Origin of the sequence: Streptomyces sp. NPDC056480 (genome assembly GCF_042795405.1) — a bacterium.
Taxonomy (GTDB): Bacteria; Actinomycetota; Actinomycetes; order Streptomycetales; family Streptomycetaceae; genus Streptomyces.
The window spans coordinates 57,314-73,479 of sequence record NZ_JBHTSA010000011.1 but is presented as its reverse complement, the minus strand read 5'-3'; the positions used below and the strand labels follow the sequence as shown (position 1 = coordinate 73,479).

Here is a 16,166-nt window from a genome sequence, read left to right as displayed (position 1 = left end):
GGCTGCCCCCTCAGGCCCGCCGGCCGTCGCGTCGGCCGCCGTTGAATCGATCGGCCATGCGATCCACGAGCCAGACCGCACGGAGACCGGCCCTGGACATGGCCGGCGCGGGGAGGAAACGGGGCTTCTCGCGCCACAGGGCGAGGAGGTCCTCGTGCGGGGCATCGCCGGCGATCTGGTCGGCGATCAGCTGCCCGAGGTAGGGGGCTTGCCCCAGGCCGTGTCCGTTGCAGCCGATCGAGTAGTGGATGTTGTCGGCGACCCGGCCCGCCACGGGCAGCCAGCTGGGCGTGACCGCCACCCAGCCGCCCCACGCGCGGTCGAACTCGACGTCCGCGAGGGAGGGGAAGTGCCTCCTGAACCCCTCCAGGAGGCCGACGACCACCGCCTCGTCGGCCGTGCGCCCCGGCGACAGCGGGTACTTCCCGCGCTGGAGCCTGCGCACGCCGGTGACGATCGTGTTGCGCGGAGTCAGCCGGAAGTTCTGCATGATGGCGTGCTGCGTGACGAGTCCGGACCGGCTCGTCCAGCCCAGAGCGGCGAGGCGGGCGGGATCGATCGGCGCGGTCTCGGCCTCCGTGACCCAGATCGGCGAGGCGAGTCGCTTCGGGGTGACCGCCAGCTCTCCGCCGAAGGCGTTCGCGGCCAGCACCACCCGGTCGGCCCGGACGTGACCACCGGGCACCGAGACCCGTACACCGGCGGCGGACGCCTCGACGTTCTCGACACGTGTGCGTTCGTAGACGCGTACCGTCGAGGCGAGCAGGGCGCGACGCACGCCCATGGTCAGTTTCCCCGGGTCCAGCATGCCGCCCACCGGTTCGCGCACCCCGCCGATGAAGCCCCGCGGGATGCCGAGTTCGGCGCTGTCCCCGACCTCGACCGTCGCACCCGCCGCGGCGAGGATCCTGGCGACCCTGCGGACCCTGCCCATCTGGCCCTTCGACACCGCGACGCCGACGTTGCCCGTCGGCTCGTAGTCGCACTCGATGCCGAGGCGGTCGATGAGGGCCTCGATGAAGTGGGCGGAGTTCTCGGCGAACCTCACGATGGCGGGCAGGCGCTTGGGGTAGAGGAGGTTGAGCAGCTGGATGTCGCCGCCGGGCCCGCCGGCCAGCTGTCCGGCGTTTCGCGAGCTGGAGCCATGGCCGCAGAACTCCGCCTCGAGCAGAACGACGTCGACTCCGCGTTCGGCCAGACGCAGGGCGGTCGACATACCACCGAGCCCGCCGCCCACGACCACCACTTCACAGGTCAGCCGGCCTTCCAGCGCTGGACCCACGTCGCAGGGCTCCTCGATCCATCCGGTGAACGTCCTGTAGTCGATGCTGTGGCTCGCCATCTCACCGTTCCTTGCGCGTGCGCCGCACCCGTGGTGCGGGCATTCCTCGATATCAAACTCGATTCGAGTTTGATATCGAGGCCCAACGATGTCAAGCGCAAGGACGCGATGCCGCCGGAGGGCTGCTTGCTAGACTGTCGACTCATGATCGACTTTGCTTCTCCGGCCGGGGGTTCGCGTGGCTGAGGAACGTACCGACGAGCCGAAACGCGGCCGCTCGGCAACCGCCACCGCGGGAGTGCCTCAGGCCCCTGCGCGCCCGGAAGCGGCACTGCAGCGTCGCGGGGTGGCCCGGGTCAAGGCGATCCTGGACGCCGCGGAGGAGATCCTGGCCGAGGGCGGCTACGAAGCGGCCACCCTCAAGGCGATCGGAGAACGGGCGGGCATCCCGACGCCGTCCGTCTACCACTACTTCAAGGACCGCTACCAGGTGGACGCGGCCATCATCACGCGTCACAGCGACGCGCTGCTCGGCGTGCTCGACGGCGTCGACGGCGAGGCGTTCGGATCGGTCTCCGAGGTCGTGGGTCTGGCGTTCGACCCGATCGTCGAGTACTTCCGGGCGCACCCGAGTTGTGTCCAGCTCTGGTTCTCCGGTCGTCACGAGGCCCTGAGTGCCCAGTTCCAGAAGTTCGATGACCAGGTCGCGGAACGCCTGTGGCGGCTGGGGATCGGTCGCGGACTGCTGCGCGTCGACACACCGCTCCTCGTGATGAGGCTGGCGTTCGAAGCCGGCGGACGCCTCTTCGACGTCGCCTTCCAGCAGGACCCGAACGGGGACGAGAGGACGATGACCGAGGCGAAGCGGATGGTGACCGCCTATCTCGAGACCTACGCGGAGAAGGGCACGGCCGACCGGGCCGACTGACATCCCGGGCCCGGGCACCAGACGGTGCCCGGGCCCTTCCGCGGCGCCGCACGCCGAGGGCGGGGCGGGCCGTCGACGGCCCGCCCCCGGCGGTACGTCACCGCAGCGGGGCGCCCCACCGCACCTCTTCACGGATCCGGCCCTTGAGGAGCTTGCCCCCCGCGTTGCGCGGGAGCGCCTCGGTCACGACAGTGGCGTACTGGGGGACCTTGAAGTCGGCGAGCCGGTCCCGGCAGTGCGCAAGGACGGCGGCGAGGTCGATCGCGCCCGGGTCGCCGTGGAGGACTGCCCCGACCTTCTCGCCCATCACGTCGTCGGGCACACCGAGGACCGCGGCGTCCGTGACGCCGGGGGCGGAGAGCAGGACCGCCTCGACCTCCACGCTGGAGACGTTCTCGCCGCCGCGGTTGATGATGTCCTTGATCCGGTCGACGATGCGGACACGTCCGGCGTCGTCCACCCGGACGACGTCGCCGGTGTGCAGCCACCCGTCCACGACCGCCGCTGCCGTGGCCCCCGGCCTTCGCCAGTAGCCGACCGTCACGTTGGCCCCGCGGACCACCAGTTCCCCGAAACTCACGTCGTCCCCGATGGGGACGATGCCGAGGTCCACCGACGGGACCGCGTAGCCCACGGAATCCGCGTGCTCCACCGCGTCCTCGTCGGGCAGGACGGTGATCAGCGAGGCCGTCTCGGTCATGCCGTACCCGTTGATGACTCTGGCCTGCGGAAACGCCTCTCTGAGGGACCGCACCAGGACGGGGGCGATCGGCGCGCCCCCGTACGCCACCGTGCGCACGCCCGACACGTCGGCACCGGTGAACGCCGGGTGGCGCAGCAGCAGGGCGTACACCGCGGGCACGGTGACCAGGAAGGAGATCCGCTCGGAAGTGATCGCCTCCGGCAGCGCCGGCAGGTCCAGCGCGGGCATGATCACGGACGTGCCGCCGACGTACGCGGCAACCATGAGCTGCGCGTTGCAGGCGGTGACGTGGAACAACGGCACGGAGATCAGCGTCCGCAGGCCGGGACCCGCGTCGCGCGGTATGCCGAGGCAGCGGACCATGTTCTCCGCGCTGCTGACGAATGCCTCGTGGGTGGTCGGCACCCCCTTGGGATGCCCGGTCGTCCCCGAGGTGTAGAAGAGCGCGGCGACATCGTCGCGGTCGGGGTCCGCCGTCACGTACGGGAGCCCGTCGGGCAGCGGGGCGTCGGCCGACAGGTCCACCCGCACGCCGGCGTCCTCGAGGACGAACTCGACCTCCGGCCGGGCGGACCGGGTGTTGACCGCGACGGCGATGCCGCCGGCCATGACGGTGCCCCAGAAGGCGAGCACCCAGTTCGTACCGGCCGGGTATCGCACGGCCACCCGGTCCCCGTGTGCCACGCCGAGGGCGCGAAGCCCGCCGGCGACGCGCGTCGCGCGCTCCCACAGCTGCCCGTAGGTGAGTCGTTCCCCGCCGAGCTCGACGAGGGCTTCGGCGTCGGGCCGTTCCTCGACGTGCTTGCGGAGCAGGTCGAGGAGCGTCGCGGGCAGGTCCGTGTAGTGAGGGTGGCCGTTCGCGTCCCTCGTCAGGTCGTCCTGGGGAAAGGGATCACGCGCGCGCGTGAGGGGAATGATGGCGTGGGGCATGGCAGCGGCTCTCCTCGGAAGGGCGTGGACCGTCGGCGTACGCACGGTGTGCGGGGTGACCAGGACGTCGCGGCGACTCGACCTCCCCGGTGCGAGGTCGCGGCGACGCCCTGGTCGGAGTCGGGTCGGGAGCCTCCCTGGGGCGCCGACTCGACGTCTTGGTGGCGCGGGGTGCCGGCGCGGATCGGGCCGGCACCTGGTCATCCGCGCAGGGCGGAGGCGAAGATCTTCGGCAGGGCCGTCCAGCGGGGCGAGGCCGCGAAGTCGGCGAGGAGCCGGCCCGTGGTGGCCGCCGTGCGGTTGCTGACGAACCACGGGGGCTTGGGAGACAGGGTCGTCTCTCCGTGCAGGATGGCCCGGGGCGCCGGGTGGAACGGACCGCGGACGACGGTGCGTTCCGGCCCGTCCAGGAGGAGGGCGTTGTGCACGACGCCGATGCCGCTCTGCACGTCGTCGAGGGTGTGGCCGGGGTAGGCGCCCCAGCTGGCGGTCGCGGTGAGGTAGCCGACACCCGTCCAGGCGTTCAGGGCGACCGTCCCGTAACGGAGTTCGGCGATGACCTTGTCGAGCGCCTCTCCGAGCGTGGCGATGGTCCGGGGGTGCGCGATCAGGTTCACGCCGAGCGTTCCGGCGAGCCTCGCGTTCGCGGTGTGGATCGCCTCGTCGAGGAACTGTCCCATGTCTCCGGGGAGTTCCAGCACGGCGAGCACCGGTCCGAAGTACTCGGTGGTCAGGGCGGGGCCAGGATCGGCCGGGTCGAGGTCCGTGAGGAGCACCCTGCCCCCGGCGAGGCGCCGCGCGTGGGCGTACGCGTCGACGGCCCGGCCCACACGGGCGTCACTGCCCGGGTAGTAGGCGGGGCGCACCGGCGCGTCGGACAGCGCCTGCCGCAGATGGGTGAGGAAGCGGTCCTTCTGTGCCCAGTCGGAGCTGATGACGACGACCTGGCTGGCGACGCAGTTGTAGCCGCCGTTGTGCAGCTTCTGGGTGGCGATGTGCTCGGCCTGGTAGCGCAGGTCCGCCTCCGACCAGGCGCCCGGGATCACGATCGTCGGGGAGACCCCTCCCAGTTCGCTCGTCACCGGCTTGCCGAGCAGCGGAGCGCCGGCCGCCTTCCGGGCGGCGCCGTCCGCGCCCGGCCCGAAGACGATCGCGTCATGGGTGGCGGCGCTGCCGGTCATGTGGACGTGGGAGACCTTCGGATGGTTCACGAGGTACCCGCCCACGTCGGCGCCGCCGGTGAGGATCCGTACCGCGCCCAGGTCGATCAGCGGGGCGAGGACCTCGCGGAAGACGTCGAGGAGGCCGTCGGTGACCGGGTTGAGCTTGAGGGCCACCACCCGGTTGTTCGCGTACAGCTCGTACAGCACGTCCAGGATCGGGATCGAGGTGATGTTCCCCGCGCCGAGCACGACGCCCACGCCGTTCGTCTCGGCCGGGCGGAGCTGGGCGAGGCCCGCGCGCGTCCGTACCTCCTCCTTGGTGACGCCGGGAGGCATCCACACCTCGGCGCTGAAGCCGTTCAGGAGCAACTGGTCCCAGATGCTGTGCGGCAGCACTCGGACGAACACGCGCCCGCCGGGCGCCCGGCCGAAGGAGAAGCCGTCGACGGGGCTGCGGCTCTCCTCCAGGGCCTCGATGCTGGCGGCGAGCGAACCCAGGGACGTGAGGACGGGGTACGGGCCGGTGATCCACTCCTCGCCGACGAGCGAGCTGTCCTCCGGCAGGTGCTTGTACGCGACGGCCGCGCGCACCCACTCCTCCGCGTGCTCGGCGGTGGCGACACGCATCCGCTCCAGGAGCGCGCGCCGTTCCGCCAGGTCGCAGGCGGCCCAGGCGGCCTCGCCGCGGACCAGGTCCTCGACGGCCCGGTCGATCTCCCACACCTGCTCGGTGGTCGGCGACGACGTGGCCATCAGACGGCTCCCCTGATGAGGTCGGCCGCCTTCTCCGCGGCCATGATCGTGGGCGCGTTGGTGTTGCCGCGCGGCACCGACGGGAAGACCGAGGCGTCGACGACGCGCAGGCCCCGCACGCCGAACACGCGCAGCTCGGAGTCGACCACCGAGCCGATGGCACAGGTCGACGTCGGGTGGAACAGCGTCTGGCCGGACCGCCGGGCCCAGGCGAGGAGGTCCGCGTCGGAGTCCGGGGCCGGTACGTCGAACGGCTCCGTGACCAGGTCGGCGACGGCCGACTGCGCGGCGATCTCCAGGGCGATCCGGATGCCCGCGACGATCGCGTCCCGGTCCTCGTCCGTCGTCAGGTAGTTGTGCACGATCCGCGGCGCCGCGTCCGGGCGTCCGGAGCGGAGCGTCACCGCTCCCCGGCTCGTCGGGGCGAGCACGCACGGGCCGAAGGAGAAGCCGTGCCCGACGGGGGCGCCGAGCCCTTCCTGGTGGAAGAGCACGGGTGCTGCGTGGAACTGCACGTCCGGAGCTTCCAGTTCGGGCCGGCTGCGGAAGAAGCCGCCGGCCTCACCGATGTTGGAGGTCAGCGGGCCGCGCCCCTCGCTCTGCAGCAGGGCGGCGTTCTCCGCGGTGGCCGCTCCGATGAGCGACTCGGTGTCGGTACGGAAGTTCAGCAGGGTCATGTAGTGGTCCTGGAGGCCCTGGCCGACCGGCAGGTCCTGGACGACGTCGATGCCGAAGGCGGACAGGGCCGCGCCGGGCCCGACGCCCGAGAGCATGAGCAGCTTGGGCGACTCGTAGGCGCCCGCCGAGAGGATCACCTCTCGCTCGGCGCGGACGACCTCCGTGCTGCCGTCCCGCTCCACCTCGACGCCCGTCGCCCGGCCGCCCTCGATCACCACGCGGTGGGCGTGGGCCTCGGGGAGCACCGTGAGGTTGGGACGCGTGAGGGCCGGGTGGAGGTAGGCGACAGCGGCGCTGCAGCGCAGTCCGCCCCGCTGGGTCAGCTGGTAGCGGCCGACGCCTTCCTGCGTTTCGCCGTTGAAGTCGTCGTTGGTCTTGTGCCCGGCCTGCTGGGCGGCCTGTACGAAGGCGGAGGAGAGCGGGTGCCCGGACCTGCCGTCGCTGACCGCCAGCGGACCGCCGACGCCGTGGAAGGCGTCCTCGCCCCGCTCGTTGTCCTCGCCCCGCTTGAAGTACGGCAGCACCTCGTCGTACGACCAGCCGGTCGCCCCGGCCGCGGCCCAGCCGTCGTAGTCGGCACGGCTGCCCCGGATGTAGATCATCGCGTTGATCGAGCTGGAACCGCCGAACACCCTGCCCCGGGGCAGGTAGGCCCGCCGTCCGCCGATGCCCGGCTCAGGGTCGGTGTCCAGGTCCCAGTCGACGCCGGACTTGAACAGCTGCGGGAAGGCCGCCGGGACGTGGATCTCCTGTGCCGTGTCGGGGCCGCCGGCCTCGATCAGGGCCACTCGGACCGCAGGGTCCTCCGAGAGTCGCGCCGCGAGGACACAGCCTGCGGATCCTGCACCGACAATGACGTAGTCGTACAAATTCATCCCGTCCCTTGAATGAAGCGTGCGTGGTCACGAACGAAGGGGTGTGAGGAGCACGTGCTGGGGGCCATGCGCACTCCGGCATGCGGCTGTCTCCGGGGGCCGTCAGCGCCCGGGGCGCCGGGGTGAACTCCGCGGATCGAGGCAATGCGTCAGGAAGTCGAGCTGATCGGCGAGTGCCCGCGCCTGTCCCGGTCCGTCGTAGACGTCGAGATGGTCGACCGGGTACGCGCGCAGCTGTGCCGGCGTGCCGGCCCTGGCGGCCGTCCGGCGCGCCGCCTCGGGCGGCGCGATGCGATCGTCCGTGCCGACCTGCACCAGAATCGGGCAGGTCAGACGTCCGACGAAGGTGCTGGGCCGGTTCAGTCCGACCTTGAGCGCCGCACGGGCGCACACCTCGTTGCGGAAGGTGGGGCCCGCGAACGAGGCGGCGGTCTTCAGGGCGTCGGGGAGGGTCATCATCGCGAGGGAGCCGGGATCCCCCACGACCGGCACGTGGTGCGGCGGGCGGCCGGCGAGGGCGCGAACGGCGTCCCGCAACCCGTGCCCGGCCAGGCGGCGCAGCGGGCGGACCCCGGCGTGACGCAGGAGATGTGCCAGCGAGGCGAGGCCGTCCGTCACCGGCGTCAGGGACACGACCGCAGCGGTCCGGCCGTCCTGCGCCGCGACCACCAGGGCATGACCGCCGGCGTACGAGGCGCCCCACAGCGCGACCCTGTCCGGGTCGACGCCGGGCAGCCGGCGGGCGGCCGCGAGGGCCGCGTGGTAGTCCTGCCGCTGGCGCCGGACCGAGACGTCCTGGCGTGGCCTGCCGCCGGAGTCCCCGAAGCCGCGGTAGTCGAAGACGAGCGAGTCGATGCCGGCCTCGGCGAAGGGCTCGGCGTAGTTCAGCAGGCCGCTGTCACGGGTCCCGCCGAAGCCGTGGGCCATCACGACGCACGGCCGCCCGCCCGGACCCGCCAGTGCCTCGTTCACGGCGGGCACGTGCCAGGCCGCGCAGGTGACGCCGTGGCTGGTGAAGCGGATCTCCCTCTTCATCACGCTCCCTCCGACCGGGACCGCGACCGGGCGGGCGCCACGGGGGCGGCGCACCTGGTGAACTGCAGCGCGTCGTCGTCGACCGGCTCCTCGCGCAGCCGCTCGATGTCCTTCTCGTACGCCATCTCGACCGTCCACGGTCCCTTGGTCCCGCGGCGGGGGAACGCTCCGATCCCGCGCTGGACGTAGCCCGAGGTCAGGTCCATGTAGGGCAGGCGGTCCATCGAGGGGTCCGTCAGGACCGGTTCGACGGTGGAGTAGCCGTGGGCGTCCATGTGGTCGAGCAGGCGACAGAAGTGCGCGCAGACCAGGTCGACCTTGAGCGTCCAGGAGAGGTTCGTGTAGCCCAGCGCGTACACGAAGTTGGGCACACCGGAGAGCATCATGGCCTTGTACGCCGTCGTGTCCGGTACGTGCACCCGCTGCCTGCCGATGCTCAGCCGGATCTTGCCGAACACCGCCATGGTGAGTCCGGTCGCGGTGACGACGACGTCGGCGGCGAGTTCCTGGCCGGACTTCAGCCGGATGCCGGTCTCGGTGAAGCGTTCGATGTGGTCCGTGACGACCGAGGCACGGCCGGATGAGATCGCCTTGAAGAGGTCTCCGTCGGGTACCACGCAGAGCCGCTGGTCCCAGGGCGCGTAGTGCGGCGTGAAGTGGGTGTCGACGTCGAAGTGCCGGGGCAGTTGCCGTCGCACACCGGCGATCAGCAGCTTGCGCGTCAGCCTCGGCGCGCGACGGCAGGCCTTGAAGAGCCCGCGGGTGACGAGGACGTTCTTGCGCCGGATGACCTCGTGGGCGCGTCGGTGGCCGAGCAGTGTCCTGAGCGCGTTGGCGATCGCGTCCTCGGCCGGCATCGAGAACACGTAGCCGGGCGACCGCTGGAGCATCGTGACGTGGGCCGCCGTGCGGGCCATGGAGGGGATCAGGGTGACGGCGGTGGCGCCGCTGCCGATCACCACCACCCGCTTGCCCGCGTAGTCCAGTTCGTGCGGCCAGTGCTGCGGGTGGACGACCTGGCCTGCGAAGTCCTCGATGCCGGGGAACTCGGGGGTGAAGCCGGCGTCGTGGTCGTACGGACCGGTGCCCACGAACAGGAACCGCGCCGTGAACCGTACCGTCGTGCGGCCACCGGACGGCTGGGCCGTGACGGTCCAGCGACCGGTCGCCCTCGAGAAGTCGGCACCGATCACGCGGTGACCGAGACGGATGTGTCCGGTCAGATCGTTCTCGGCGGCCGTCTGCCGCAGGTAGTCGAGGATGAGATGCCCGTCGGCGATCGACTTCTGGTGGGTCCACGGCCTGAATCCGAACCCGAACGTCGGCATGTCCGAGTCGGAGCGGATGCCGGGGTACTGGAACAGACTCCACGTGCCGCCGACCTCGTCCCGTGCCTCCAGGATCGCGAACGACGTGCCGGGGCGATGGGCACGGAGGTGACTGGCCATGCCGATGCCCGAGATCCCCGCACCGATGATCAGTACGTCGACGTCATCGTGAGCGGCTGCCCCGGAGGACGTTCCGCTGGTGGTCGTGCTGGTCACAGGTGCCTCCTGGCCGCGGGGGTGAGGGAATGCGCAGGTCCGGCGCCCGCCGCCCGAGTGGCCCTCCGGGCGAGTTCGGTTCGTGCGAGGGCGTTCTTGTGCACCTCGTCGGGACCGTCGGCGAAGCGCAGCGAGCGGCAGCCGGCGTAGGCGCGGGCGAGCGGGAAGTCCTGGGACAGGCCGCCGGCTCCGTGGATCTGGATCGCCTTGTCGAGAATCCACTGGACCGTCCGGGGCGTGGCGATCTTGATGGCCTGGATCTCCGTGTGGGCGCCCTTGTTGCCGACGGTGTCCATCAGCCAGGCGGTCTTGAGGACGAGGAGGCGCAGTTGCTCGATCCGCACCCTCGACTCGGCGATCCAGTCGCGGATCACGCCCTGGCGGGCGAGCGGCTTGCCGAAGGCCACCCGCTCCTCGGCCCGGGCGCACATCAGCTCGATGGCCCGCTCGGCGACGCCGATGAAGCGCATGCAGTGGTGAATCCGTCCCGGGCCGAGGCGGGCCTGGGCGATCGTGAATCCGTCGCCTTCCCCGCCGATGAGGTTCGCCACCGGGACCCGTACGTCGTGGAACACCATCTCGGCGTGGCCGCCGTGGTCATGGTCGTCGTACCCGAAGACCTCCATGGACCGCCTGATCTCGAGGCCGGGAGTGTCGCGGGGGACGAGGATCATCGACTGCCGACGGTGCCGATCGGCCTCTGGGTCGGTCCTGCCCATCACGATGAACACCCGGGCGTTGGGGTTCATCGCCCCGGTGATCCACCACTTCCGCCCGTTGATCACGTAGTGGTCGCCGTCACGGACGATCGACGTGGCGATGTTCGTGGCATCGGAGGACGCGACGTCGGGCTCCGTCATCGCGAAGGCGGAGCGGATCTCGCCCGCGAGCAGCGGTTCCAGCCACTCCTTGCGCTGGGCCCCGGTGCCGAACATGGACAGCACTTCCATGTTGCCGGTGTCCGGTGCCGCGCAGTTGAGTGCGGCGGGCGCGAGTTCCGGCGAGCGGCCGGTGATCTCGGCGAGGGGCGCGTACTGCAGGTTGGTGAGCCCGGCGCCCTCCTCACCGGGAAGGAAGAGGTTCCACAGGCCGCGGCGACGGGCCTCGGCCCGCAGCTCGTCGAGCACGGGTACCGAGTCCCAGGCCCAGCGCTCCTCCAGAACCCCGAGCTGCCGCTCGAACACGGCTTCCGCGGGGTGGATGTGGCTCCACATCAGGTCCTGGAGGTTCTCGCGGAGCATCTCGGTGCGGCGGTCGAACGCGAAGTGCATGGTCAGTGTTCCTTGAGTGCGGCGAGTCCGGCGTCCAGAAGGGGGAGGACCACGTCGCCGATCCGGTCGAAGCCGGGGCCGACCGTCTGCCCCTTGAGGTGGCGGTAGTGGATGCCTTCGAGGATCGCGGCGAGCTTGAAGGCGGCGAGGCCGAGGTGGAAACCGAGGTCGCCCAGGTCGCGTGCGCTGCGGGTGGCGTAGCGGGCGACGATCTCCGTCTCGGTCAGAAAGCCGGGCGCCAGGCCGGCGTCGGGGGCGACCTCGGCGCCGACGAGCCGGGCGAGCCGGGTGTAGAGCAGCATCAGCGCCAGGTCGGTGACCGGGTCGCCGACGGTGGCCATCTCCCAGTCGACGACCGCGCGGAGCCGGTCGTCGCCGTCGACCAGGGCGTTGTCGAGGCGGAAGTCGCCGTGGACGATTCCGGGCCGGGCCGCGGCGTCCGCCGCCGGGGCCCGCTCCTCCAGCGCGGCGTGCAGGGTGACGGCGTCGGGCAGGTCGCGGGAGTACGAGGCACCCAACTGGTGTCGCCAGCGCGCGACCTGCCGGGTGAGGAAGCCCTCGGGGCGGCCGAAGCCGCCGAGCCCGACTGCGTCCGGGTCCACCGTGTGGAGGTCGGCGAGGGTGTCGACGAGGGCGCCGGAGATCCGCCGGACCCGGTGTGGGCCGAGCGGCTTCAGGTCGGCCGCCGTGCGGTACGGCCTGCCGGGTACCGCTTCCATCACGTAGAACTCGGCGCCCAGGACGCCGGTGTCGAGACAGAGTCCGTGCATGGCGGGTACGGGGACGGGGGTGTCGGCGAGCGCCGCCATCACCGCGTACTCGCGTCCCATGTCGTGGGCCGTGGCGAGGATGTGGCCCAGGGGCGGCCGGCGAAGGATCCAGTGGGACGCGCCGTCGGTGAGGCGGTAGGTCAGATTGGACTTGCCGCCGGTGATCAGGGTGGCCGTCAGCATGCCTGCCCGCGCCGCCGGCACGGTCTCGGTGAACCAGGGGCGGAGCCGGGCGAGGTCGAGCCCCGGAGTCGCGTCCTCCTCGTGCACTCCCATCAGGCACCGCCCGCGGCTGCGAGGCCGCCGTCGACGACCAGGGTCCGACCCGTCATCCACGCCGCGTCCCCGGAGAGCAGGAACGCCACGACGCCGGCGATGTCCTCGGGGGCTCCGAGCCGCATCAGCGGATACTCCGCCGCGACGGCGTCCTCCCGCCCCTCGTAGAGCGCGGCGGCGAACCGCGTCTTCACCACGGCGGGCGCGACCGCGTTGACCCGGACACGCGGGCTCATCTCGACGGCCAGTTCCTTGGTGAGGTGCATCAGCATCGCCTTGCTGGCGCCGTACATTCCGATGCCGGGCTCCGGCCGGATCCCGCTGAGCGAGGCGACGTTGACGATCGCGCCGCCGTGTCCGGACATCCATGCCTTGTAGGTCTTCTGGACCCATGACAGCGCGGAGAGGACGTTGACCTCGACCACGTTGCGGGCCACCGTGGGATCGAGCTCCATCAGCGGCCCGTACACCGGGTTGACGCCGGTGCTGTTGACCAGCAGGTCGGCGCTGCCGAAGGTGTCGATGGCCCGGGTGACGGCTTCGTCCTGGTGGGCGGTGTCGGCGGCGTGCCCGGCGACGCCGAGGGCGTGGTCGGGCCCGCCGAGGCGGGCGACGGCATCGGCCAGTGCGTCCGCCTTGCGTCCGGTGATCACGACCTTCGCACCTTCGGCGACGAGTCGTTCGGCTATCGCGAGACCGATGCCACGGCTGGCGCCGGTGATGATCGCGGTCTGTCCCGCGAATCTGTCGGACATGGTTCCTTGCTTCTCCTCGAACGGGGAGTGGACTGCGGAGGTGGCCGTCGGCAGGAAGTCGCCCGCGGGTGGAGCCGCTCACCTCGTAACAGAACCCAAAATCGACTTGAATTTGAGTTTAGGGCGCACCTCCGAGCTGTCAACCCTCCGGACAGCAGGGATCAGCAGGTGCGCCTGATATGATCTCGAATCGTGTTCGAGAAAAGCTTGACGGTGCAGACACCCTCGCGACCCGTCGGGGCGACGCAGCGGCGCGGGATCGCACGGCGGCGGGCCATACTCGACGCCGCCGAGGCACTGCTCGGCGGGCAGGGCTACGAGGCGGCCACGCTGAAGGCGATCGGAGAGCGCGCGGGCATTCCCGTCGCCTCCGTCTACCACTACTTCTCTCACCGCCATCAGGTCGAGGCCGAACTCCTGCGGCGCCATGCCCACGAGCTCGACACCCGCATCGGCGCCACGCCGGCCGGCAAGCGGCCGCGCACGCTCTCCGACGTGGCCGACGCGGTCATCGACCCGCTGCTCGACTACTTCCGCGGCCACCCCAGCTGTACCGAACTGTGGTTCAAGGGGAGCTCCGAGACGGTCGGCGCACACGTTCGCGCCTTCGACGAGGCCCAAGCCGAGCGGGTCTGGAAGCTCCTGGTCGCACGCGACCTCGTCCCCACCGACCTGCCCCTCCTCGTCGTGCAGCTCGCCTTCGAGGTGGGCAACCGGCTCTTCGAAGCGGCCTTCCGACGCTCACCGGAGGGCAACGACGCCACCATCCGCGAAGCACGCCGCATCGTGATCGCGTACGTGGAGTCCTACGTCACCGAAGGGCGCGCCGGGCGGGACTGACCCTCCTGGACGTCCGACACCGCGCAGACCGGAGCATGCCCTCAGAGGCGGCTGACCGTCTGCACCGTGCCGACGATCTCCTCCCCCCACCGTTTCCGGGCCGGTCCACGCGCTGCTGCCACGCATGGGCTCCGACCGCTGTGCCGCCGGCGCGCTTCCGCATTCCACCGGCCGGACGGAGCTTGACAGGCTCTCGGCGGAGACCTCTAGAGTCAAAACTCGACTTTGATTCGATATCAAGTTTATGCCCTGCTGCTCGCCCATCGGCGACGGCGCCAGACGGAGAAGGACTCACATGATCGCGACTCGCTTCACCGAGACATTCGGGGTGGACCACCCGGTCGTCTGCGGCGGTATGACCGGCGTCGGCACGGCGGAGCTCATCTCCGCCGTGGCCGAGGCCGGCGCCCTGGGGTTCCTCACGGCCCTGACCCAGCCCACTCCGGAGGCGCTGGCGCGGGAGATCGCGCGATGCCGCGAGATGACCGACAAGCCGTTCGGCATCAATCTGACCATCCTCCCCACCCTCGAGCCGGTGCCCTACGCGGAGTACCGGGCAGCGATCATCGAGAGCGGAATCAAGGTGGTGGAGACGGCCGGCAGCAATCCGGCCGAGCACGTGGCCGCCTTCAAGGCGGCGGGCGTCAAGGTGATCCACAAGGCGGTGGCCGTGCGCCATGCCGTCAAGGCGCAGAAGCTCGGTGTGGACGCGGTGAGCATCGACGGCTTCGAGTGCGCGGGGCACCCGGGCGAGGAGGACATCCCCGGCCTCGTCCTCATCCCCGCCGCCGTGCGACAGCTGGACATCCCGGTCATCGCCAGCGGCGGCTTCGCGACCGGCAGCGGCCTCGCCGCCGCCCTCTCGCTCGGGGCCTGCGCCATCAACATGGGCACACGGTTCGTCGCCAGCACGGAGGCGCCGGTGCACCCCAACGTCAAGGCGCAGATCGTCGCCCACGACGAACGGGCCACCCAGCTCGTCTTCCGGGAGTTCGGCAACACCGGCCGAGTCGCCCGCAACGCGATCTCCGAGGAGATCGTCATCCGGTCTCGGCGCCCCGGAGCCGTCTTCGAGGACGTCGCCGAGCTGGCTTCGGGCATCCGCGGCCGTACCCGCGTGCTCCAGGAAGGGCGGATGGACGACGGTCTGTGGTGGGCAGGCCAGGCGCAGGGGCTCATCGAGTCCGTCGCCACCTGCGACGAGATCGTCAGCGGCATCGTGACCGACGCCGAGAAGATCATCGACCAGCTCGCCGGACTGCGCGGATGAGCCCGTACACCCCTGACGACAACAGGAAGCACACCATGACCTGGACCACCCTCCACCACCGCGTCGACGACGGCATCCTCACCGTCACCCTCGACCGGCCCGGGCACCTCAACGCGTTCACGCCCACGATGGCCGCGGAGCTCGAGCAGACGTTCACCGAGGTCAACGAAGACGACGACGTGCGCGCCGTCATCGTGACCGGCGCCGGAAAGGCCTTCTGCGCCGGCATGGACCTCAGCTCGGAGGGCAACGTCTTCGGCCTCGACGAGTCACGCTCCCCCACGCTGGCCGACATGGCCGACCTGGACAGCCCCGACATCCGCCGGGTTCGGGACACCGGAGGCAGGGTCACGCTGGCGATCCACGGCTGCCGGAAGCCCGTGATCGCCGCGATCAACGGCCCCGCCGTGGGCATCGGGGCGACGATGACACTCGCGATGGACGCGCGGCTGATGTCGACGACGGCACGTTTCGGTCTGGTCTTCGGCCGGCTCGGCATCACGCCCGAGGCCGCCTCCACCTGGTTCCTGCCCCGCCTGGTCGGCCTGCCGAAGGCCCTGGACCTGCTGTACTCCGCGGAGATCCTCGACGCCGAGGCCGCCGCCACCGCCGGAATCACCCAAGCGGTCCACGCCCCGGACCAGTTGTACGCGCAGGCACGGGCGCTGGCGGACCGCTGGACGCTGGGACGCTCGCGCGTCGCGACCGCCCTCACCCGGCAGATGACGGTCCGCAACGCGACCCTCGAACACCCGGAGGACGCCCACCGCGTGGAGTCCCTCGCGATGTTCTACAGCAGCGTCGGAGACGGGCGCGAGGGCGTGACCGCCTTCCGCGAGAAGCGCTCCCCGCGGTTCTCCCGGAAGGCCTCCGCGATGCCGCCGTTCTACGACGACTGGCTTGATGCGCCCGCGTCCTGAACACCAGCCGCTTGCCTGAGCGGCGAGGCCGCCGACCTGGAACGGCCCCATCGCCGGGCTGGTCGCCCTCTGGTGATGATTCCTCTCCGCCGCCCCTCCCGGTTACGGCAGGGTATGGCATGGATCACGGCCGGCCCGCTTCCGATCGGGGCGACAGCGGACCGATTCCGAAG

The 16,166-nt window shown here is 71.1% G+C and carries 13 protein-coding genes; 4 read left to right on the top strand and 9 right to left on the bottom strand.

Annotated elements, in window-relative coordinates:
• Window positions 1–10 precede the first annotated feature (10 nt).
• Window positions 11–1,342 (bottom strand): NAD(P)/FAD-dependent oxidoreductase, encoded by a 1,332-nt coding sequence (locus ACFQ79_RS08180; protein WP_383580143.1) that lies wholly within the window; start codon window positions 1,340–1,342, stop codon window positions 11–13.
• 286 nt (window positions 1,343–1,628) lie between these two features.
• On the opposite strand from ACFQ79_RS08180, the gene ACFQ79_RS08175 reads away from it, so the two are divergent.
• Entirely contained in the window at window positions 1,629–2,210 is a 582-nt protein-coding gene (locus ACFQ79_RS08175) for a TetR/AcrR family transcriptional regulator (protein ID WP_383580140.1), read from the top strand.
• A gap of 97 nt (window positions 2,211–2,307) precedes the next feature.
• Here ACFQ79_RS08175 and ACFQ79_RS08170 read toward each other — a convergent pair whose 3' ends face one another.
• From ACFQ79_RS08170 to ACFQ79_RS08135, 8 genes are all read right to left on the bottom strand, one after another.
• A complete protein-coding gene (locus tag ACFQ79_RS08170; protein ID WP_383580137.1) occupies window positions 2,308–3,843 on the bottom strand; it encodes a class I adenylate-forming enzyme family protein in 1,536 nt (511 codons plus the stop codon).
• A gap of 200 nt (window positions 3,844–4,043) precedes the next feature.
• Complete coding sequence (locus ACFQ79_RS08165) at window positions 4,044–5,759, bottom strand: aldehyde dehydrogenase family protein (RefSeq protein ID WP_383580135.1); 1,716 nt, start codon at window positions 5,757–5,759, stop codon at window positions 4,044–4,046.
• Window positions 5,759–7,312 (bottom strand): GMC family oxidoreductase, encoded by a 1,554-nt coding sequence (locus ACFQ79_RS08160; RefSeq protein WP_383580132.1) that lies wholly within the window; start codon window positions 7,310–7,312, stop codon window positions 5,759–5,761. Before ACFQ79_RS08160 ends, ACFQ79_RS08165 begins: the two co-directional genes overlap by 1 nt.
• A 102-nt stretch (window positions 7,313–7,414) precedes the next feature.
• Complete coding sequence (locus ACFQ79_RS08155; protein WP_383580130.1) at window positions 7,415–8,347, bottom strand: alpha/beta hydrolase; 933 nt, start codon at window positions 8,345–8,347, stop codon at window positions 7,415–7,417.
• Window positions 8,347–9,891, bottom strand: coding sequence for a flavin-containing monooxygenase (locus ACFQ79_RS08150; protein WP_383580129.1), 1,545 nt, complete (start codon window positions 9,889–9,891; stop codon window positions 8,347–8,349). The genes ACFQ79_RS08155 and ACFQ79_RS08150 overlap by 1 nt, the downstream gene beginning before the upstream one ends.
• Window positions 9,888–11,162 (bottom strand): acyl-CoA dehydrogenase family protein, encoded by a 1,275-nt coding sequence (locus ACFQ79_RS08145; RefSeq protein ID WP_383580127.1) that lies wholly within the window; start codon window positions 11,160–11,162, stop codon window positions 9,888–9,890. Before ACFQ79_RS08145 ends, ACFQ79_RS08150 begins: the two co-directional genes overlap by 4 nt.
• Window positions 11,163–11,164: 2 nt before the next feature.
• Window positions 11,165–12,208 carry a phosphotransferase family protein gene (locus tag ACFQ79_RS08140; protein WP_383580126.1) on the bottom strand — a complete coding sequence of 348 codons (1,044 nt, stop codon included), beginning with the start codon at window positions 12,206–12,208 and terminating at the stop codon, window positions 11,165–11,167.
• Complete coding sequence (locus ACFQ79_RS08135) at window positions 12,208–12,963, bottom strand: SDR family oxidoreductase (protein ID WP_383580124.1); 756 nt, start codon at window positions 12,961–12,963, stop codon at window positions 12,208–12,210. Before ACFQ79_RS08135 ends, ACFQ79_RS08140 begins: the two co-directional genes overlap by 1 nt.
• 192 nt (window positions 12,964–13,155) lie before the next feature.
• Here ACFQ79_RS08135 and ACFQ79_RS08130 point away from each other — a divergent pair, with 192 nt between their 5' ends.
• From ACFQ79_RS08130 to ACFQ79_RS08120, 3 genes are all read left to right on the top strand, one after another.
• Window positions 13,156–13,803 (top strand): TetR/AcrR family transcriptional regulator, encoded by a 648-nt coding sequence (locus ACFQ79_RS08130; RefSeq protein WP_383580122.1) that lies wholly within the window; start codon window positions 13,156–13,158, stop codon window positions 13,801–13,803.
• Window positions 13,804–14,098: 295 nt separating this feature from the next.
• Window positions 14,099–15,073, top strand: coding sequence for an NAD(P)H-dependent flavin oxidoreductase (locus ACFQ79_RS08125; protein ID WP_383580120.1), 975 nt, complete (start codon window positions 14,099–14,101; stop codon window positions 15,071–15,073).
• A 35-nt stretch (window positions 15,074–15,108) separates the two neighbouring features.
• Window positions 15,109–15,993, top strand: a complete 885-nt coding sequence (locus ACFQ79_RS08120; RefSeq protein ID WP_383580118.1) for a crotonase/enoyl-CoA hydratase family protein — start codon at window positions 15,109–15,111, stop codon at window positions 15,991–15,993.
• Window positions 15,994–16,166: the final 173 nt, after the last annotated feature.

Bases quoted from the DNA above. Each gene is read 5' to 3' on its own strand.
- ACFQ79_RS08180 (WP_383580143.1), bottom strand. From the start codon at position 1,342: ATGGCGAGCCACAGCATCGACTACAGGACGTTCACCGGATGGATCGAG.
- ACFQ79_RS08170 (WP_383580137.1), bottom strand. From the start codon at position 3,843: ATGCCCCACGCCATCATTCCCCTCACGCGCGCGCGTGATCCCTTTCCC.
- ACFQ79_RS08165 (WP_383580135.1), bottom strand. From the start codon at position 5,759: ATGGCCACGTCGTCGCCGACCACCGAGCAGGTGTGGGAGATCGACCGG.
- ACFQ79_RS08160 (WP_383580132.1), bottom strand. From the start codon at position 7,312: ATGAATTTGTACGACTACGTCATTGTCGGTGCAGGATCCGCAGGCTGT.
- ACFQ79_RS08155 (WP_383580130.1), bottom strand. From the start codon at position 8,347: ATGAAGAGGGAGATCCGCTTCACCAGCCACGGCGTCACCTGCGCGGCC.
- ACFQ79_RS08145 (WP_383580127.1), bottom strand. From the start codon at position 11,162: ATGCACTTCGCGTTCGACCGCCGCACCGAGATGCTCCGCGAGAACCTC.
- ACFQ79_RS08140 (WP_383580126.1), bottom strand. From the start codon at position 12,208: ATGGGAGTGCACGAGGAGGACGCGACTCCGGGGCTCGACCTCGCCCGG.
- ACFQ79_RS08135 (WP_383580124.1), bottom strand. From the start codon at position 12,963: ATGTCCGACAGATTCGCGGGACAGACCGCGATCATCACCGGCGCCAGC.
- ACFQ79_RS08125 (WP_383580120.1), top strand. From the start codon at position 14,099: ATGATCGCGACTCGCTTCACCGAGACATTCGGGGTGGACCACCCGGTC.
- ACFQ79_RS08120 (WP_383580118.1), top strand. From the start codon at position 15,109: ATGACCTGGACCACCCTCCACCACCGCGTCGACGACGGCATCCTCACC.